Here is an 18,307-nt window from a genome sequence, read left to right on the forward strand (position 1 = left end):
CGAGCAGTGCCTGGACATCGACGATGCGGCCACCTTCGACGGCATCACCGGGTCCAACGGCCGCCCGGCGGATGAAGACCTGATCGTCCAGTCGGTCTTCTTCAACTGCACGGAAAACTTCGCCGACGACGGTGCCGACGACCTCGTGGACGTGGCCGACTGGTTCAACAACACCATGATCAACAACGTCGACAGCGCCACCAACGGCATGTCCGGCTTTGCCTTCATTCCGGGCAATACCGGTGTCGTGCCGAGTGCCACGGAACTGGCGACCACCGTCACCGACGTCAACGCGATCGACAGTTGGTTCGAAACGACCACGTATGTCGGTGCCGTCGAGGACGCCGACGACACCTGGTACCAGGGCTGGACCTTCCGTCGCACCCAGTAACGCAACCGAGCCCCTGGCCGGCTCCGGCCGGCCAGGACTTCGTTTCTAATGCAGTCACATGGTGATTAGGATGAAAACCAATCGAATCGCGCTTTCGGCTGCGTTGCTGGCGTCATCGACGCTTGTTCCGGTAGCCGCTGCCGCCCAGGACGACACGTCCGAAATAACCGACGTGATCCAGGTTCGCTTTCAGTACATTCCGGATGACCGTCGCGTCACTTCGGAAGTCGCTGCGGCCCTGTCGATCGACGATCTTGAAACCACGGGTGACTCCGACCTGGCTGCGGCCCTGGTCCGGGTGACCGGTCTGTCCACCACCGGCGGCAAGTTCGTCGTCGTGCGTGGCCTGAATGAACGTTACTCCAACACGCTGCTCAACGGCTCGCCGATGCCGTCGCCGGAACCCTTCCGCCGCGCAGCGCCGCTGGACATCCTGCCGACCAATATTCTCTCGAACGTGCTGGTGCAGAAGACCTTCTCGCCGCAATTCCCGGGTGAATTCGGCGGTGGTGTCATCGGTATCGAAACTGCCACCCTGCCGGACGACCGTTTCCTGACGGTGTCCGTGGGCGGCAGCTTCGACACGGTCACGACCGGCAATCGCGGCCTGACCTATGACGGCTCCGACACGGACTGGCTGGGTTATGACGACGGTCTGCGCGACCTGCCGTCCGAACTCGCCGCCGTTTTCGAAACCACGCGCGTCGGCAACAACCTGCCGGCCGAGCAGCAGCAGGCCATCGGCCGCTCGCTGGTGAATTCGGAACTCTGGGTTCTCCAGAATGTCGATACCGACGCCAATGGCGACTTCTCCGTGGAAGCCGGCGAACGCTTCGACTTCGACGGCTTCTCTCTCGGCGTGCTGGGAGCCTTCTCCTACGCGAATTCGTGGGAAACCCGCGAAGGCCAGCGCGGCAAGGGCTCCATCGGCGCCAACGGTCTCGTCTACGAGAACGGTCCGGTGACCGAAGACCGCTCCGGTCTGGCCCCGCTCGGCGAAGGCATCGACAACTTCCTGGGCACCGAGAACACGATCGAAGCGTCGGGCATGGTGTCGGTGGGTGTTGATTGGTACAACGACCATGAAATCAACGTCCTGAGCATGGTGCTTCGCTCGACCACGAAGAGCGCGCGCTCCGAAGAGCAGTTCAACGCCGGCTCGTCCGCCGTTGTGCGCGGTGATTACACCGAATGGTTCGAGCGGGAGGTGCTCTTCAACCAGCTCTCCGGTGAGCACGTCTTCGAAAGCCTCGGCGACCTGTCCCTCGACTGGCGGATCTCCGACGCCACGGCGACGCGCGACGCGCCCTACCAGCGCTTCGTGAACTACCAGTACGAGGATGCCGCGCAGGCCTACCGCTACGAGGGCGACATCAACGACAACTTCACCCGTTTCTCGGAAATCGAGGACAACACCACGGACCGCGGTTTCGACCTCGCCCTGCCGGTGATCCTGGGTGACATGGATATCGAACTGACCGGTGGGTACGCCTACACCCAGCGCGAACGCGATGCCTTCACGCGCCGCTTCTCCTTCGAGCAAGGCTCCGAGGGGATCCCGGCGGACCTGCTGTTCTCCCGCATCGACTACATCTTTGCGAGCCAGAACATCACGGACGAGCGTCTGCGCCTGGTGGAAACCGGTGGTCTGACCTTCCCGGAAGCCTATCACGGCGAACTGCAAGTCGAGGCGGCCTATGCCGGTGTCGATGCGCAGCTTACGCCGTTCGTCCGCGCCGCCGTGGGTGGCCGCTATGAAAGCGGTCAGCAGAGCGTCGACACCTTCGCCTTCCCGGCGAGCGCTGCCGACAGCGGCCAGATCGAGACGCAGATCAAGGAAGACTACTTCCTGCCTGCGGTCACGCTGACCTGGACCTTTGCGGACAATCTGCAGCTTCGTACCGGTTACTCCCAGTCGATCACCCGCCCGCAATTCCGCGAGCTGGCGTTTGCCGAGTTCTTCAACACCGATACGGACCAGCGCTTCCAGGGTAACCCGTTCCTGCAGAACACCGAGATCGAGAGCTATGATGCGCGCCTGGAGTATTACTTCGGCCGTGACCAGTTCGCGACCGTCGGTGTGTTCCACAAGGTTCTGGAGAACCCGATCGAGGAATTCATCATCCCGATCGGTGACGGGCTGAACACGTCCTTCATCAATGCTCCGGAAGCGACCCTGACGGGGGCCGAGATCGAATTCGAAAAAGTGTTCGATCTCTCGTCCCGCTGGGATCGCGCCTTCTTCAATGACCGCGAGTGGTTCATCAAGACGAACTACACCTATATCGAGTCCGAGGTTTCGGCCGACGGCACGGTGACGGTGGCCCAGGGTGCCTTCGGCCGCCCGCTCGCGCTTGAACTCGACGCCGCCGGCTTCATCCAGGATGGCCGGGCACTGCAGGGTCAGTCCGAGCATCTGTTCAACGCGCAGCTCGGCTTCGAGACCTTCGATGGCCGGGCTCGCGGTGCACTGCTCTACAACTACACGGGTGAGCGGACCCGGGCTGTGGCGAACCTCTCCGACAATCTTCCCGAGATTGTGGAAGAAGTGCCGAGCTCCCTGGATCTCGTCTACAGCCGTACGGTTGAGGTTGCCAATGCGGATTGGGACTTCGGTTTCTCCATCCGCAACATCCTCGGCGACGGTTACGAGGCCACCCAGAGCGCCGACGATGTGGTGCTGCCGGTCGATACCTACGATGTGGGTACGTCCTTCAGTGTCTCTGTCAGCCGCACCTGGTAAGATACCGATCCATGGCAGGGCGGGCTTTCGGCCCGCCCTGCTGCATTCGTTCAACGAAGAACCCCGAAACGTCGTAAAACTGACGTACGGCACGTGTATCGGATAGCCGATCTCCGGCGGCTCGGGCCTTTCAAGCGTTGAATGCCTGCCGGAGCAGCGGGACGGGCGTACTATCCGATGACGCAGACGATATCCATGTCGGGCAAGACAAGCGCAGGGAAGGCGATGCCGCGTCCGGCCCGGCTCGTCATCGCGCTGGCCGAACTCGCCCTGCTGACCGCCCTGGCCTATGTGGCCGCCCGCATGATCTGGCTCATCGCCTTCGGCGCCAGTGCCACCGATTTCCGGCATGATCCCGCCGGCAGCCGCGCCGGCATGTCACGGCCCGCCTATGTCGCGGACCTGACCCGCCTGCGCGAAGCCGACCTGTTCGCCGACCGCAGGACCGGCACCGCCGCCACGGCTCCGGCCCCGGTTGCCGTGCAGGAAACCCGGCTCGATCTCACCCTGCGCGGTATCCGCCGCGGCGCCACGCCCGACAGCGGCGGCGCCATCATCCAGACCCCCGACAACCGCCAGCGCTTCTTCGCGGCCGGTCATACGATCCTTGATGGCGTGACGCTGGAGGAAGTGCATGTCGATCATGTGCTGATCGACCGGCGCGGTGTGACCGAGTCGCTCTATCTGCGCGACGATGAGGGCGGGGCCAGCCGGGCGACCAGCCGCCGGACCATGACGGTGCCGGCCGGCGCGCAGGCGGTCGAAGGTCTGTTCCGCGCCGAACCCGTGCGTGAAGGCAATACCCTGACCGGATATCGCATCGTCTCGGGAAATGCCGCCATGCTGTCCGCCACGGGCGTGCGCAACGGCGATGTGATCACTGCCGTGGACGGCCGTCCCGTCGCCGACATTTCCGATCTGTCCGCTGAGTTCCGGCGCCTGCGCGGACGCGATGCCTTCGCCCTGTCGATCAACCGGGGCGGTCTGCCCCTCACAGTCCAAGTGGATCTGCCCTGATGACCGATTTCGCCCAGCGCCTGACCGGCCGCATCCTGGCCCTCGCCCTGATCCTCGCGGCGCCCGCTGCCCTTGTGTCCGCGGCGCAGGCCCAGGACCAGGTGGTCAATTTCAACCAGGCCGAGATCCAGGCCGTGATCGACGATGTGTCCGCCGTCACGGGCTACACCTTCATCGTCGATCCGAATGTGCGCGGCCGGGTGACCATCACCTCGCAATCGGCGCTGACGCCGGACCAGTATTTCCAGGTCTTCCTGTCGACCATGCGTGTGCACGGTTATGCCGTGGTGCCGACGGCTTCGGGCGCCTATCAGATCATCCCCGAACAGGCCGGCGCGCGGACGTCCAATCCGGTCAATGCCGATATCCGCGGCGACCAGTATGTCACCTCGGTGGTGCGCCTGACCCACGCCGGCACGCGCGACGCGCTGGGCGTGGTGCGTCCGATGGTGTCGCAGAACGGTTTCGTCAACGCGGCCGAGGGCGGCAATGTCCTGGTGATCGTCGACTATGCCGAGAATGTTGCCCGCATCCGCCAGGTCTTGCGCGATCTCGATCGCGACACCTCGGTGGTGGAGATGGTGGAGCTGACCAACGTCTCGGCCGCCGAGATGACGCGCATCATCCAGACCATCCGCACCCGCAATGCCGCGGGCGAGGACGATACGGTGTTCAACGTCACCGTAGCGCCGATCCCGGCTTCAAACACGGTGATCCTGCGCGGCAACCGCCAGGCCGTGGCCGAGATGATCTCGCTTGTCCGCCGCGTCGATGGCGTCAGCCGTTCCAACCAGGGTTTCCGCGTCATCTATCTCAACCACGCCGACGGCGAGAACCTGCTGCCGATCCTGGAACAGGTGGTCGAGACCATGGCCGGGACCGAAGGGATGAGCCGGCGCCCGTCGGTCTCCTATCACGCGCCGACGAATGCACTGGTGATCAATGCCGACCCCGATATCCAGCGCGAATTGGAACTGGTCATCCGCCAGCTCGACATTCGGCGGCCCCAGGTCTTGGTGGAAGGCATCATCGTGGAGATGTCCGATACCGTGGCCGAGGAGCTGGGCGTGCAGATGCTGCTGGCCGGCAGCGAGGGCGATGCACCCCTGGCGATGACCCGTTTCGGTTCCAGCACGCCGGACCTGCTGGCGCTCACCGGCGCGGTGGCCTCGCCCGGCGACGATGACAGCGATTTCAACGACAGCCTGCGCACCGCGGCCCTGAATTCGCTTCTCGGCGCGAGCGGCGGCACGATCGGCTTCGGCGGCCAGAACCGCGACGGAACCCTGTTCGGCCTGGTGCTGAATGCGGTGGAAAGCGACATCAATTCCAACGTTCTGGCGACGCCGTCCATCCTGGCCATGGATAATGAGGAAGCCTCTTTCCTGTCCGGCCAGGAAATTCCGGTGACGACGGGCGAGGTTCTCGGTGCGGACAATTCCAATCCCTTCCGCACCGTTGACCGTCAGGAAGTCGGTGTGCGCCTGGCGGTGCGTCCGCAGATCACCGAGGGCAATACAGTGCGTCTCCTGATCGAGCAGGAAGTCTCGTCGGTGGCCGGCACGGTGAGCGACGATTCCGCCGATCTCATCACCAACAAGCGGTCGGTGAACACCACGGTTCTGGCGGACAATGGCGAGATCATCGTGCTGGGCGGGCTGCTCCAGCAGGAGGAAGAGGATTCCGTGTCGGGCGTTCCGGGCCTGGGCCGGATGCCGGGCGTGGGCCGCCTGTTCCGCTCGGAAGGCAGCCAGACCCGCCGGACCAATCTGATGATCTTCATTAGACCGACCATCATCCGGAACGAAGCCGACATGCGTGCGGTGACCGGCAATCGCTACAACTATATCCGCGGCCAGCAGATTGCCGACGATCCCGCCGGAACGAGCTCGCTGGAAACCATTGTCGACATGATGATGTCCGAAATGCCGGAGACCGGATCGCGAAATGGCGAGTGACACGGCGACCCGAGACGATAGAGAGGCCCGGGCGGCCAGCCCGGTTACCTACGCCTTCGCCCGGCACAAGGGCGTGGCTTTCCGGCCCGGCGGGGACCCGGCCTTTCTCCTGCGCGAGGACGGCGACCGGCGGGCGCTGATGGAAGTGCGCCGCGTCGTGGGCACCACGCATCCCGTGGTCAGCTGCAGTCCCGCGGTCTTCGACAAGGCGCTCTCGGACATCTACGCCTATGACGGGCTGGGCGCCGACACCTCCTCCGGCGAGGACGACGATCCGGAGAGCCTGACGCGGCTGATCGACGAGATTCCGCGCACGGAAGACCTCCTGGACAGCGCGTCCGACGCGCCGATCATCCGCCTGATCAACGGCATGATCGCCGAGGCCGTGCGTACCCAGGCCTCCGACGTGCACGTGGAACCCTTCGAGGATCGCGTTTCCATCCGCTATCGCGTCGACGGCGTGCTGCACGAGACCGTGTCCGTCTCGCCCCGCCTGGCCCCGCCCCTGGTCTCGCGCATCAAGGTGATGGCACGGCTCGATATCGCCGAAAAGCGCATCCCCCAGGACGGGCGCTTGTCGATCACGCTGGGCGGCAAGTCGGTCGATGTGCGCGTTTCGACCCTGCCATCGCGCCATGGCGAGCGCGTCGTGCTGCGCCTGCTGGACAATTCCGCGGCCCGTTTCCGGCTGGACGATCTGGGCATGCCGGACGGCATGCTGGCCGATTTCCGCAAGGCGCTGGCCCAGCCCAACGGTATCATCCTGGTCACGGGCCCGACGGGCGCCGGCAAGACGACTACGCTCTATGCCGGTCTCAACCTTCTCAATGAGGAGACCCGCAACATCCTCACGGTCGAGGATCCGGTGGAATACGCGATCGACGGGGTCGGCCAGACCCAGGTCAATGCCAAGGTGGGCATGACCTTCGCCGCCGGCCTGCGCGCCATCCTCCGCCAGGACCCGGATATCGTCATGGTGGGCGAGATCCGCGATGTGGAAACCGCCCAGATCGCGGTGCAGGCCAGCCTCACCGGTCACCTCGTCCTGTCCACCGTCCACACCAATTCCGCCATAGCGGCCATCGCCCGTTTGCGCGACATGGGCGTGGAAAGCTATCTGCTCGCCTCGACCCTGTCGGCGATCGTCGCCCAGCGCCTCGTGCGCCGCCTCTGCTCGCACTGCCGCGAGGCCTGTGCGCCGGACGCGGCCGAGCTCGAATTGCTGGGCCTGCCGGAGCGCAGCGATGTGACCCTCTACCGTCCCGCCGGCTGCGCGCACTGCAAGCAGACCGGATATGAGGGCCGCACCGGGCTTTACGAGCTGGTCGTCGTCGACGACACGCTGCGCAAGCAGATCCATGACGACGCCCGCGAGAGCGAGATGGCGGCCCACGTCTTCGCCGACCGCAAGGCCCTGTTCGGCAATGGCATCGATCTGGTTCTGGCAGGTACGACCAGCCTGTCGGAAGTCTTGCGCGTATGCCGTGAGGAGGGGGCGCGCAATGCCGGCGTTTGAGTATGAAGCCCTCGATACGCGCGGGAAGAAGTCGAAGGGTCTGATCACCGCGGACAGCGAGCTGGCAGCGCGCCGGGAACTGCGCGGACGCGCCCTGGCGCCGCTGGCCATCCGCTCGGCGCACGGCCGGACCCCGGCCGCCGCGGCGGCCGGCGGAGACCGTGTCTCGCTGACGGACCGGCTGCGCCGGCAGGACCTGTCCTCGCGCGAACTGATGCTGGTGACGCGGCAATTGTCCAGCCTGCTCGGCGCCGGAATGCCGGTCGCGGAAAGCCTGGGCCTGCTGGCCCGGCAAGGCGGCCGGCACCACATGAAACGCGTCCTCATGGCGGTGCGTGCCCGCGTTTCCGAGGGCGAACGGCTGTCGGCGGCGATGGACGGTTTCCCGGCTTCCTTCCCGGCGGTCTACCGGGCCATGGTCGCGGCCGGTGAGAGTGCGGGCGGGCTGGAACACGTGCTCGAACGCCTGGCCGACTACCTGGAAAAGGAACAGGCCGTGCGCAACCGGATCGCCGGTGCGCTGGTCTATCCGGCCGTTCTCTCGGTGGTGGCTGCGGGGGTTGTCGTCACGCTGATGAGCTTTGTCGTGCCGCGGATCGCCGAACAATTCACCGGCATGGGCATGAACCTGCCGCTTCTGACCCGGATCATGATCGGCCTCTCCGCCGGACTGCAGGCCGGCTGGCCCTTCATCCTGGCCGGTGTGGCCGTTCTGGTACCGGCCGCCGTCATCGGCCTGCGGCAGACGGCGGTCCGCGCGGCCTTCGACGGCGCACTGGCGCGCATGCCGCTGATCGGCAGTTTCGTGCGCAAGGTGGAAGCAGCGCGGTTTGCGCGCACGATGGGCATTCTGGTGGAATCCGGGTCGGTGCTGCCGGATGCGCTGCGGGCCTCGGCACGGGCAACCGGCAATCTCGCCTTTCGCAGCCGGATCGCGGCCGTGGTCAAGGATGTCGAGACCGGGCGCGGCCTGTCCGATGCATTGCGGGCGCGCAGCTGGTTTCCCTCGCTGATGCTGTTCATGATTGCGGCGGGCGAGCGCTCCGGTGCGCTGGGCGAGATGTTCCGCCGCGCCGCCGATCAGATGGAGCAGGAGATCGACGGGGCCGTGAGTGTCGGCCTCAATCTCCTCGAGCCCGGCATCATTCTCGTGCTGGGACTGGTGGTGGTGGTGATCGTGCTGTCGATCCTGCTGCCCATCCTGCAACTCAATACATTGGCTCTTGGCTAGGGAGGTGTGAATGCAAGACCGCTTCGCCCCTGAACACGAAAACGACCGGGACGCCGGCTTCTCGCTGCTGGAGATCATGATCTCCATCACCATTCTGGGCCTGCTGGCCACCATCGTCGTGATCAACGTCCTGCCGGCGCAGGACCAGGCCATGGTGCAGAAGGCACGGACCGATATCGCGACGCTGGAACAGGCGCTGGATGCCTACCGGCTCGACATGCGCGAATATCCCTCTACGGAACAAGGCCTGCAAGCACTGGTCACGCCGTCGCGCGACGCCGCCAACTACCGCGAAGGCGGCTATATCCGGCGCCTGCCCGACGATCCCTGGGGCAACCCCTATCAGTATGTCTATCCGGGCCGGCACGGCATGCTGGATATCTATTCGCTCGGCCGCGACGGCCGCGAGGGGGGGGAAGACCTCGACGCGGATATCGGTAACTGGCAGGGCTGATGCCGCATGCGCGCCATCATAGCTGGACCGGTCAGACCGGGCTGTCGCTGATCGAAATCATGGTCGGCATCTCGATCATGGCGATCGTGGCCTTTGCCGTGACCCTCTCGATGCAGCCCGCGGCCAACCCGCTGGACCGGGAGGCCGACCGGCTGGCCGTGCGCCTCAACCAGGCCGCCGCCGAGGCCATCGCCACCGGCGTGCCGGTCGGGCTGGGCGTCGGCGAGGGCGGTACGCGCTACACCTTCTATCGCTATGTCGACCGCCGCTGGTGGCCCCTGCGAGATCATCCAGCGCTGGACGGCCATATCCTGGACGGCGACGTGCGGCTGGATGTCACCGGCGGCGCGATTGTCCGCAACACGGAAGATGGCGGGGCGCCGCGCGAAATTCCCGCGATCTGGTTCGACCCGGCGGGCGTGACGGACCCCTTTGTGCTGCGTCTTGAAAGCGCAGGCGGGTGGCGCGAACTGGCCTGGTCGGGCGGGGGGACGATCGAGCGGATCGAGGGAGGCCGGTCATGACCGCCGCCCCGCACCAGTCCGGCTTTTCGCTGATCGAGATGATGGCGGCGCTGGCGGTCGTGTCAGTGGCCGGCCTGGCGCTGATGAACGCGACCCAGGCGACAACGCGCAATACCGCCGCGGTGCAGGACCGCGCGCTGGCCATGCTGGCTGCGGAGAATATTCTCAACGCCCAGCTCGCCGGTTCCGGCCGGCTGCAATCGCGCAGCGGCGACTACGACCTCGCCGGCATCGCCTATGACTGGAACCTGACGGTCTCCACCACCGACGATGCCGATCTTCTGCGGCTCCATCTCGTCCTCCGGAAGGACGGGTCCGGACGCGTGGCGGCCGAGATCGATACGTTCCGGAGGGCGCGGTCATGACGCACGCCGGTGCCGGCGACAGCGGCTTCTCCCTGATCGAGGTCCTGGTGTCCGTCTTCATCCTTGCGGTGATCGGCGCGATCTCGGTCAGCCTGATGTCGGCCAGCCTGACGGCCCGGGACGTCAATCACGAGGCGCTGGACCGCACGGCCATGCTGGACCGGGCCCGCACCCTGCTGCGCGAGGATCTCGGCCAGGTCGCGCTACGCCCGGTGCGCGATGCGGACGGTTATCGCGCAGGCGAGATTTTCGCCGGTGACGACAATGGCATTGCCGTTTCCGGCCCGCACCGGGGCGAGCGTGTCATCCTGTCCTTTACCCGCCACGGACGGCCCAATCCGGGCCTGTTGCTGCCGCGCAGTTCGCTGGTCCATGTCGACTATGTCGTGGATGAAGACCGGCTGATCCGCCGCGCACGTGACTATCCCGATGCCACCGACCGCACGCGCTTGGCCGAACAGGTTCTTCTCGAGGGCATCGAGGATGTGCGGCTGGAGCTTCTGGTCGGGGCGGCGTGGTCCCGCCGGGCCCGACTGGCCGCAAGCGGGGAGGGCGTGCTGCCGTCTGCGGTGCGGCTGAGCTATGGCTGGCCGCCGCTGGGGGAGATGGAGCATGTCGTCCTGACCCCGGGAGGGCCGTCATGACCGCGCCGTCCCGGAAGCGGGACAGCGGGGCCTCGCTCGTCAGTGCCCTGCTGCTGGTCGCGGTGATGGCAAGCCTGGCCATGGCCCTGGCCGGAGACCTGCGCTTTTCCATGCGGCGATCGGCGAACATGGATGTGCGCGATCAGGCCTATTGGTACGCGCTGGGGGCGCGGGAATTCTCCGAGTCGATCATCGAGCGGGCCATGCAGGAGCCGGAGCGGGCCCTGCGGCCGGACGCCGACTGGCTGAGCGGGCCGCGTGCCTTCCCGATCGACCGGGGGCAACTGGCCGGGCGGATCCGGGACGGAAACAACTGCTTCAACCTCAATGGCCTGGTGACCCCGGCAGGCAATGGCGACTGGCAGGTCGATACCATCCAGCTGCAGCGTTTCGAAACCCTGATGCGTGCCGCCGGCATCCCGTCCGGCAGCGCGGCACGCGTTGCCGCCCAGGCGGCCGACTGGATCGACAGCGACACCCGCCCCATCGCCTCGGGCGGCGAGGACGGACTTTATCGGGGCTATCGCACGGCCAATACGCTGATGGCCGAGCGCGAGGAATTGCTGGCGCTGGAGGCGATGACCCCGGCGATCTATGCGCGGTTGCAATCGCTGGTCTGCACGCGTCCTGTCGCCGGGCCGCTGCCGCTCAACATCAATACGCTGACCGCGGAACAATGGCCGCTGCTGGCCGCGGCCTTCGACGGCGAGCTGACCCGCGTCGCCATCGACGGCATCCTGATCGGCCGGCCCGCGGACGGGTTCGCCGATGCAGATGCCTTCTGGGGGCTCGAACCGGTCCGCGAACTTGACCCCGACGGCATGCGCCGTGAAACGGTCGGGGTGACGACACGCTATTTCGAAATCGAGATCGATGTGGCCCATGCCGGACAGGTCTTCGTGCTGGATGCCGTCGTCGAATATGTCGGCGGCGATCTGCGCCGGCTGACACAGAGCTATGGAAGTGTTGCATGAGCCAGGACCTGATCCTCAGGCTGGAAGAAGCCGGGCGGGTGCACTGGTCGATCGTCGACCGGCGCCATGGCGACCGTCTCCGCGGCGGTGTGGCCGAACCCGGTGAGACCGTCGACCTGCCTGCGCTGGACGGGGTGGAGCGCACCCTCGTCCTGTTGCCCTCCGAGGCCGTCTTTCTGAGCCTGATCGACCTGCCCGCCCGCGGGGATCGCGAAGCCCGCCAGGCTGCGCCCTTTGCGATCGAGGAGGAGCTGGCGTCCCGCCTGTCCGGGACCATGGTGGTGCCGGGGCCGCGCGACGGCGACGGGCGGCGCTGGGTGATGGCGGCGGCATCGGACACTGTTCGCGCCTGGATCGACCGGGTCGCGCCGGTAGCCGTGCGACCGCTGCATGTTCTGCCGGATTGCGTCGCGGTAGCGGAACGGGATGTGGCGCTGACCCTTTACGATCGCGGCGACAGCATATTGTGGCTCTATGGCGCCGAGGCGCGCAAACCGGGCGAGATCGCCGGCGGTGCAATGGATCCGAAACTTTCCAGCACCGTGATTTCACCGCTGGTCCGCGGCGCAGGCGGCGGGGTTGTCGCGGTCTCGGCTTCGCTCGGCCTGGCGGGGGAGAATTTCCGGCAGTTGGCGCACGGCGACGTGGACCTCAAGGCCAGCGCTCTGCCGCACGCCTTCGTGGCGGCGATGCCGCCGCTCTTCGGCGACCGGTTCCTGTCCAGGCTCGACTGGTCCGGTCTGACCGGACCGCTCAGACGCCCCCTCACGCTGGCGGCGGGCCTCCTGCTGGCGGCCGGCCTGCTGCTTGGCGGCGAAGCCGTCTATTATCGCCTCCAGGCGGAGCGCTTGGAGGAGGCGGCGGTCGCCGAATTTCGCGCCGCGGTGCCGGACTTTCCCGACCGGCGGGTCGTCCCGGCCGAGGCCGGGCGCCTGCTGGCGGGCCGGCTGGCGGGGCTGGGCGGGGGCGAGTCCTCGCCCTTCCTGCAGCTGACCGCGGCGCTGGCGGAACTGACCGCAGACCGCGAGACGGTGCGCATCGATCACATCCGCTTCGACCGGGCCCGCGCCGAACTGTCGGTGTCGGCGCTCTATACCGGTTTTTCCGATTTTGACGCGCTGAACGCACGGGCTGAGGCTCTGGGGATACGGCTCGACGATGGCGGCGCGCGGGAAAGCGGCAATGCCATCCAGGGCGAATTCACGGTGAGGCTGCAATGAATGCTGTCATGACCCCGATCCTGCGCTACTGGCAGGGCCGTACGACGCGGGAGCAATTCTTGCTGGCCGTGACCGGCGGACTGCTGCTGGTTCTGCTGGTCTCCGTGCTGATCGTCCAGCCGCTGCTGCGCATGAACGAGCGGGCCCGCGACGACTATGCGGCGGCGATGCGCCTTTACCGGTCGATCCAGGCCGATGCCCGCGCCTATCGCGAGCTGGCCGCCGACACTTCGGCCGGCGAGCAGAGCACGCAATCACTGCGCTCGGTGGTCGGATCGCTGGCCCTGCGTCACGAGATCTCGCTGGCGCGCATGGTGCCGACCGAAGACGGGGCCCTGACCGTGAATATCGACCGCGCGCCGACCCGGTCGGTGATGCGCTGGCTGATCGATCTGGACGAGCGTCACGGGATCCAGGTCATGGCCTCGACGATGGACAGGGAGGGAGAGGGTATCGTGTCGGCCTCCTTCGTCCTGCGCCGCCGGGGAGGCGTTTGATGGTCGGCCGTATCCTTCTCGTCCTGGTCCTGCTGGCGACATGGCTGGTCGTGCTCCTTCCGCTCAAGGCCGTGGCTATCCTGGCGGGCGGAGCCGACCGGCTGGGCTACAGCGATGTCTTCGGAACCGTGTGGAACGGGCGTGTCTACGGGCTGGAGGTCAATGGCGATCCGGTGCGCGAAGTGGCAGTGTCGCTGCGCCCGCTGGCTCTTCTGACCGGACGCATTGCCGCCGACTGGCGGATCGCGGACGAGGCGGTGTCCGGGTCCGGACGCGCCGCACTGGCCGGCCGCATGCTGGCCCTCGACAATGTGTCTCTGGCCCTGCCGCTGTCGCGCCTGGGCGGGGCGGACGTGCCGGGGCTCGATCCGCAGGAAGCCGTCTTCGTCCGCCTGCCGCGCCTGCGCCTGGATGGCGATGCCTGTGTGGAGGCTGCCGGCACCGTGCGCACCGGGGCGCTGGTGACGCTGGCGGCGGCCTACGGGTTCGAGGGGCCGGTGATCACCGGCGAGCTGTCCTGCCGCGGCGGGGATCTGGTGCTGGAATTCGGCGGCGAGGAGGCCGGACTGTCCCTGTCGGGCGAAGCCGTGCTGCGGCGCTCCGGATATGACTGGCAGGTCGGGGCACACACGGACCGGGCCGAACTCGCCGATATTTTCGCCCTTGCCGGCCTGGAGCGCGACGGCGATGTCTGGCGCGCGGAAGGGAGTTCCCGCTATGCGCTGCGCAACTAGTCTGATCCTCATGGCCGGCCTTGCGCTGGCTGCTTGCGGCGCCACCACGCAGAGCGCGATGCCCCGGCCGCCGGACTTGTCGAATGCGCGTGCCGGCGAAGCGGCCGCGGCTGTGCCCGGACACAACGAGCTGCCGCCGCAGACCCTGGCCGCCGGTAGCTGTGCCACGTTTTTCTGGACCGCTGACGACCGGCACCGCTTCGTCGCCTTCGAGAACGAGACCGAGGGCTTTGCCCGCATCTTCGCCAATGGCGCGGCCCATGGCTTCTACACGCCGCCGCGGGAGGGGCGCTATGTTGCCGGCGATCCCTACCGGCGCGACTATGTGGACCCGCAGCGCCAGCTCGACATCAGCATTTCGGGCACGATCGGCGATCCCCTGCCGCAAGGCCAGCGGATCGGGCGAACGGTGATGCGCGTGCTCCGGCCCAGCGGGCAGACCGTGGTGGTGCCGCTGATCGGGCATTACGCCTGCCGCAGCGTTCAGAACGCCGGATAAAGACCCGGCCCGTAGGCGCGGTAGATCCAGCCGCAAGCAATGCCCAGCGCCAGCCAGGGGCCGAAAGCATAGGCCTCCAGCTCGTCGGGCTGGCGCTTCCTGATCGCAGCGACAACACCCACGAAGACCAGTGCGGACACAGCGCCGACCAGAACCATGGCCGGCAGCAGCCAGCCACCGCACCACGCACCGCCAGCCGCGATCAGCTTGGCATCGCCGCGCCCCAGCCCGTCGATTCCGCGCAGCCGCTTGAAGGCGACCTCGATGCCCACGAATGCGGCGTAGCCGGCTGCAGCACCGACGATGGACACCCAGGGTGTACCCAGTGCAAATGTGTTCAGGGCGATTCCTGCGGCAATCAATGGCAAGGTAACCGGATCGGGCAGGCGATATGTCCGAAAGTCAATCCAGGCAAGGGCGATCAGCGCGCCGATCAGGATCAGGCTGGCGGCGTGTATGACAATCATGCTTTTCCTGTCACAAATCTGTTGTGTCGCTGCGCGACAAGGGCAGGACAAAGAGGGGTGAGTTAAACATGACAGACGCCGTGCCGGCGCTCCAAGCCGAAAATGTCTTCATGACGTTCGGCGAAACCCGGGCGCTCGACGATGTCAGCCTGACGGTTCAGCCGGGTGAAATGGTCGCCCTGATCGGTCCGTCCGGGTCGGGCAAGTCCACACTGCTGCGCGTGGCCGCGGCGCTGCAGACCGCCGATTCCAAATCGGGCCCGGTCGCGGTGCTGGGCCGCACCATGCAGACGGGCGGAAAGCTGGCGTCGGGCGTGCGCGGCAACCGTGCGCGGCTGGGCTTCATCTTCCAGCAGTTCAACCTGGTCGGACGCCTCTCCCTCTTTTCCAACGTGATGATCGGGGCGCTGGGGCGCATGCCGGTCTGGCGCGGGGCGCTGGGCCTGTTTCCCAACAGTGTCAAACAGACGGCCATGGACGCGCTCGAACGCGTCGGCATGGCCGAGTTCGCCGGCCGCAGGGCATCCAAGCTTTCCGGCGGCCAGCAGCAGCGCGGCGCCATCGCCCGTGCGCTGGTGCAGGGCGCGAAAGTACTCTTCGCCGACGAGCCGATTGCCTCGCTCGACCCGGTCTCGGCGCGCAAGGTGATGGAATTGCTGCGCGAACTGAACCGCACGGACGGCCTGACCGTGGTCGTCACCCTGCACCAGGTCGACTATGCCCAGCGCTATTGCGACCGGGCCGTGGCCCTCAGCCAGGGCCGGATTGTCTATGACGGCCCGGCCACCGGCCTCGACCGCGGCAAGCTGGTGGAGATCTACGGCCCCGAATTCGAATCGGCCTTCTATGGAGGCGAGGCATGATCCGCGCGTTCACACAGATCCTGCTCCGCCTGGCCCTGGCGACGGCCGTGCTGGGCCTTGCCGCCTGTTCCGCACCGGACAGCCGGCCCGGCCCGGCGTCATCGGCTGCCGGGGACAGCATGCCCGGCGAGCGCCGCACGCTGAATTTCGGCATCATTGCCACGGAGAGCTCGTCCAACCTGGAATCCAACTGGCGCCCCTTCATCGCGGCGATGTCGGAATGGACCGGCTACAATATCGAACCCTTCTACGCTTCCGACTATGCCGGCATGATCCAGGCGATGCGCTATGGCTCGATCGAGGTGGCGTGGTTCTCCAATTTCTCCGGGCTTCAGGCCGTTCGCCTGGGTGGCGGGCAGGTCTTCGCCAAGGCCACCTATCCGGACGGTTCGGAAGGCTATAACTCGATCCTCCTGGTGCCTGCCGACAGTCCGATCCGCTCGCTCGAGGACATACTCGCCTGCGACCAGACGATCGATTTCGGCATGGGCGATCCCAATTCCACGTCGGGCTATCTCGTTCCGTCGGCCTTCATCTTCGCGCCGCGCGGGATCGATCCGGGCGAATGCTTCGCCTCGGTGCGCAATGCCAATCACGAGGCCAATGCCGTGGCCGTGGCCAATGGCCTGCTCGATGTGGCGACAAACAACACGACCAATCTGACGCTTCTGCAGCGCACGCGACCCGATATCGCCGCGCGCGTACGCGTGATCTGGACCTCGCCGCTGATCCAGACCGACCCGATCATCTGGCGTGCCGATCTGGATCCGGAAGCCAAGCGGCGCCTGCAATACTTCTTCATGAATTACGGCCGCATGGGCACGCCGGAAGAGATCGCCGAGGCGCGATCCGTGCTGGATCCGCTCTATTTCGGCACCTTCCTGCCGTCCTCCAACGCCCATCTCGATCCCATCGTGCAGCTGGAGATCGTCCGCGACCTCACCGACGCCCGCAACGATCCCGACCTGAGCGACGAGGAACGCGCCGCACGGGTTGCCGAGCTGGAACAGCGCCTGGCGGAAGTCGAGGCCGGCAATACCGGTCTCATCAGCCAGGCCAGCGCGGTCGAGGGCCTGTCGAACTCCGGCCCCGCGGCAAGCCGGGAAGGGACCCGTGTCAACTGGTTGGCCGGCGGTGCGATGCTGGCCCTGGCCCTGGTGCTCCTGACCCTCCTGCTCTGGGCCACGGCGCCGCGCGGTCCGGGGCCGCGCGTGCCGGTGATGGAACGCCTGGTCAATGCCGTGATCGCTGCGGGCGTGATCGTCATCCTGGTGTGGAGCTTCGACAACGCCGACATGGACCGCTCCTATCTCCTGGTCGAGAATGCCGGCGACATGGGTGAGTTCCTTGCCGGCTTCTTCCCCGAGGACATGTCCTCGGCCGCCTCGCGTGCGAGCTACTGGCAGAACGTCACCCACAGCATTTCCGAAGCCGTGCCGCAGATGATCGTCACCGTCCAGATTGCAATCTGGGGGACGTTCATCGCCGTGCTCGCAGCCATTCCTTTCGGCCTGCTCAGTGCGCGCAATGTGGCGCCGGTCTGGATAGTCCAGCCCGTGCGCCGGCTGATGGACGTGTTCCGCTCGATCAATGAACTGATCATCGCGCTGGTCTTCATCGCCGCCGTGGGGCTGGGCCCGCTCGCCGGTGTGATGGCGCTGGCCGTGCACACGACCGGTGTTCTGGCGAAGCTGTTTTCGGAGGCGGTCGAGGCGGTGGACGACGGCCCGGTGGAGGGCGTGCGCGCTACCGGGGCGGTGCCTCTGCACGAGGTGATCTGGGCGGTGATTCCGCAGGTGGCCCCCCTGTGGACCTCCTTCGGGCTCTACCGGTTCGAGTCCAATGCCCGGTCGGCGACCGTGCTGGGCCTGATCGGTGCGGGCGGCATCGGCCAGATCCTGTTCGAGGCCGTGCGTGCCTTCGATTACCAGCGCACCGCGGCGATCGTCATTGTCATCGTGGTGGCCGTGAGTGCCATCGACCTGCTGTCGCAACTGTTGCGCAAGCGGCTGGTCTGACGTCGGGCATCAAGAACGGAAGACCCCGGAGCGGTGCGCTCCGGGGTTTTTTGTGTTGTTGCGGCGATTGCAACAAACTTGTCACCGCCATGTAGCAAAACCGTCATGAAATTGAACTACGTCATTTCGCGAAACGCCGAAACAGTAGCAAAAACTTCATCTGGCGGTCGCCGAATTGAAGCAATCAGCCAT

17 protein-coding genes and 1 pseudogene are annotated in these 18,307 nt (G+C 66.4%); 17 read left to right on the forward strand and 1 reads right to left on the reverse strand.

Annotation, left to right across the window (positions count from 1 at the left end):
• The 15 genes and pseudogenes from Q1U94_RS10555 to Q1U94_RS10625 all read left to right on the forward strand — a co-directional run.
• Nucleotides 1-391 (forward strand): annotated as a pseudogene (locus Q1U94_RS10555) (hypothetical protein); the annotation flags it as partial.
• Nucleotides 392-461: 70 nt separating this feature from the next.
• Nucleotides 462-3,134, forward strand: a complete 2,673-nt coding sequence (locus Q1U94_RS10560) for a TonB-dependent receptor (RefSeq protein WP_300544272.1) — start codon at nucleotides 462-464, stop codon at nucleotides 3,132-3,134.
• Between the two features lie 177 nt (nucleotides 3,135-3,311).
• Nucleotides 3,312-4,151 carry a type II secretion system protein N gene (locus Q1U94_RS10565; RefSeq protein ID WP_300544275.1) on the forward strand — a complete coding sequence of 280 codons (840 nt, stop codon included), beginning with the start codon at nucleotides 3,312-3,314 and terminating at the stop codon, nucleotides 4,149-4,151.
• Complete coding sequence (gene gspD, locus Q1U94_RS10570) at nucleotides 4,151-6,109, forward strand: type II secretion system secretin GspD (protein WP_300544277.1); 1,959 nt, start codon at nucleotides 4,151-4,153, stop codon at nucleotides 6,107-6,109. The genes Q1U94_RS10565 and gspD overlap by 1 nt, the downstream gene beginning before the upstream one ends.
• Nucleotides 6,099-7,625: a type II secretion system ATPase GspE gene (gene gspE, locus Q1U94_RS10575; RefSeq protein WP_300544279.1), complete on the forward strand. Its 1,527-nt coding sequence runs from the start codon at nucleotides 6,099-6,101 to the stop codon at nucleotides 7,623-7,625. Before gspD ends, gspE begins: the two co-directional genes overlap by 11 nt.
• Nucleotides 7,612-8,856 carry a type II secretion system inner membrane protein GspF gene (gspF, locus tag Q1U94_RS10580; RefSeq protein ID WP_300544282.1) on the forward strand — a complete coding sequence of 415 codons (1,245 nt, stop codon included), beginning with the start codon at nucleotides 7,612-7,614 and terminating at the stop codon, nucleotides 8,854-8,856. The genes gspE and gspF overlap by 14 nt, the downstream gene beginning before the upstream one ends.
• A gap of 10 nt (nucleotides 8,857-8,866) precedes the next feature.
• Nucleotides 8,867-9,310, forward strand: coding sequence for a type II secretion system major pseudopilin GspG (gene gspG / locus Q1U94_RS10585; RefSeq protein WP_300544285.1), 444 nt, complete (start codon nucleotides 8,867-8,869; stop codon nucleotides 9,308-9,310).
• Nucleotides 9,310-9,834 carry a GspH/FimT family pseudopilin gene (locus Q1U94_RS10590; protein ID WP_300544287.1) on the forward strand — a complete coding sequence of 175 codons (525 nt, stop codon included), beginning with the start codon at nucleotides 9,310-9,312 and terminating at the stop codon, nucleotides 9,832-9,834. The genes gspG and Q1U94_RS10590 overlap by 1 nt, the downstream gene beginning before the upstream one ends.
• Entirely contained in the window at nucleotides 9,831-10,199 is a 369-nt protein-coding gene (gene gspI, locus Q1U94_RS10595; protein ID WP_300544290.1) for a type II secretion system minor pseudopilin GspI, read from the forward strand. The genes Q1U94_RS10590 and gspI overlap by 4 nt, the downstream gene beginning before the upstream one ends.
• Nucleotides 10,196-10,843 carry a type II secretion system minor pseudopilin GspJ gene (gspJ, locus tag Q1U94_RS10600; RefSeq protein WP_300544292.1) on the forward strand — a complete coding sequence of 216 codons (648 nt, stop codon included), beginning with the start codon at nucleotides 10,196-10,198 and terminating at the stop codon, nucleotides 10,841-10,843. The genes gspI and gspJ overlap by 4 nt, the downstream gene beginning before the upstream one ends.
• Nucleotides 10,840-11,817 (forward strand): type II secretion system minor pseudopilin GspK, encoded by a 978-nt coding sequence (gspK, locus tag Q1U94_RS10605; protein WP_300544294.1) that lies wholly within the window; start codon nucleotides 10,840-10,842, stop codon nucleotides 11,815-11,817. Before gspJ ends, gspK begins: the two co-directional genes overlap by 4 nt.
• Nucleotides 11,814-13,037, forward strand: a complete 1,224-nt coding sequence (gene gspL / locus Q1U94_RS10610; RefSeq protein ID WP_300544296.1) for a type II secretion system protein GspL — start codon at nucleotides 11,814-11,816, stop codon at nucleotides 13,035-13,037. Before gspK ends, gspL begins: the two co-directional genes overlap by 4 nt.
• Nucleotides 13,034-13,534, forward strand: coding sequence for a type II secretion system protein M (locus Q1U94_RS10615; RefSeq protein ID WP_300544299.1), 501 nt, complete (start codon nucleotides 13,034-13,036; stop codon nucleotides 13,532-13,534). The genes gspL and Q1U94_RS10615 overlap by 4 nt, the downstream gene beginning before the upstream one ends.
• A complete protein-coding gene (gspN, locus tag Q1U94_RS10620; RefSeq protein ID WP_300544301.1) occupies nucleotides 13,534-14,268 on the forward strand; it encodes a type II secretion system protein N in 735 nt (244 codons plus the stop codon). Before Q1U94_RS10615 ends, gspN begins: the two co-directional genes overlap by 1 nt.
• Nucleotides 14,252-14,767 (forward strand): hypothetical protein, encoded by a 516-nt coding sequence (locus Q1U94_RS10625; protein ID WP_300544304.1) that lies wholly within the window; start codon nucleotides 14,252-14,254, stop codon nucleotides 14,765-14,767. Before gspN ends, Q1U94_RS10625 begins: the two co-directional genes overlap by 17 nt.
• On the opposite strand, the gene Q1U94_RS10630 is transcribed toward Q1U94_RS10625, so the two are convergent.
• A complete protein-coding gene (locus Q1U94_RS10630; RefSeq protein WP_300544307.1) occupies nucleotides 14,752-15,234 on the reverse strand; it encodes an A24 family peptidase in 483 nt (160 codons plus the stop codon). The two genes, Q1U94_RS10625 and Q1U94_RS10630, sit on opposite strands and share 16 nt — an antisense overlap.
• Nucleotides 15,235-15,302: 68 nt before the next feature.
• Here Q1U94_RS10630 and phnC point away from each other — a divergent pair, with 68 nt between their 5' ends.
• Nucleotides 15,303-16,097, forward strand: a complete 795-nt coding sequence (gene phnC / locus Q1U94_RS10635) for a phosphonate ABC transporter ATP-binding protein (protein ID WP_300544310.1) — start codon at nucleotides 15,303-15,305, stop codon at nucleotides 16,095-16,097.
• Nucleotides 16,094-18,115, forward strand: coding sequence for a phosphonate ABC transporter, permease protein PhnE (gene phnE, locus Q1U94_RS10640; RefSeq protein WP_300544312.1), 2,022 nt, complete (start codon nucleotides 16,094-16,096; stop codon nucleotides 18,113-18,115). The genes phnC and phnE overlap by 4 nt, the downstream gene beginning before the upstream one ends.
• Nucleotides 18,116-18,307 lie beyond the last annotated feature (192 nt).

This window comes from Maricaulis sp. (genome assembly GCF_030149515.1).
Taxonomy (GTDB): Bacteria; Pseudomonadota; Alphaproteobacteria; order Caulobacterales; family Maricaulaceae; genus Maricaulis.

Bases quoted from the DNA above. Each gene is read 5' to 3' on its own strand.
- Q1U94_RS10560 (WP_300544272.1), top strand. From the start codon at position 462: ATGAAAACCAATCGAATCGCGCTTTCGGCTGCGTTGCTGGCGTCATCG.
- Q1U94_RS10565 (WP_300544275.1), top strand. From the start codon at position 3,312: ATGACGCAGACGATATCCATGTCGGGCAAGACAAGCGCAGGGAAGGCG.
- gspD (WP_300544277.1), top strand. From the start codon at position 4,151: ATGACCGATTTCGCCCAGCGCCTGACCGGCCGCATCCTGGCCCTCGCC.
- gspE (WP_300544279.1), top strand. From the start codon at position 6,099: ATGGCGAGTGACACGGCGACCCGAGACGATAGAGAGGCCCGGGCGGCC.
- gspF (WP_300544282.1), top strand. From the start codon at position 7,612: ATGCCGGCGTTTGAGTATGAAGCCCTCGATACGCGCGGGAAGAAGTCG.
- gspG (WP_300544285.1), top strand. From the start codon at position 8,867: ATGCAAGACCGCTTCGCCCCTGAACACGAAAACGACCGGGACGCCGGC.
- Q1U94_RS10590 (WP_300544287.1), top strand. From the start codon at position 9,310: ATGCCGCATGCGCGCCATCATAGCTGGACCGGTCAGACCGGGCTGTCG.
- gspI (WP_300544290.1), top strand. From the start codon at position 9,831: ATGACCGCCGCCCCGCACCAGTCCGGCTTTTCGCTGATCGAGATGATG.
- gspJ (WP_300544292.1), top strand. From the start codon at position 10,196: ATGACGCACGCCGGTGCCGGCGACAGCGGCTTCTCCCTGATCGAGGTC.
- gspK (WP_300544294.1), top strand. From the start codon at position 10,840: ATGACCGCGCCGTCCCGGAAGCGGGACAGCGGGGCCTCGCTCGTCAGT.
- gspL (WP_300544296.1), top strand. From the start codon at position 11,814: ATGAGCCAGGACCTGATCCTCAGGCTGGAAGAAGCCGGGCGGGTGCAC.
- Q1U94_RS10615 (WP_300544299.1), top strand. From the start codon at position 13,034: ATGAATGCTGTCATGACCCCGATCCTGCGCTACTGGCAGGGCCGTACG.
- gspN (WP_300544301.1), top strand. From the start codon at position 13,534: ATGGTCGGCCGTATCCTTCTCGTCCTGGTCCTGCTGGCGACATGGCTG.
- Q1U94_RS10625 (WP_300544304.1), top strand. From the start codon at position 14,252: ATGCGCTGCGCAACTAGTCTGATCCTCATGGCCGGCCTTGCGCTGGCT.
- Q1U94_RS10630 (WP_300544307.1), bottom strand. From the start codon at position 15,234: ATGATTGTCATACACGCCGCCAGCCTGATCCTGATCGGCGCGCTGATC.
- phnC (WP_300544310.1), top strand. From the start codon at position 15,303: ATGACAGACGCCGTGCCGGCGCTCCAAGCCGAAAATGTCTTCATGACG.
- phnE (WP_300544312.1), top strand. From the start codon at position 16,094: ATGATCCGCGCGTTCACACAGATCCTGCTCCGCCTGGCCCTGGCGACG.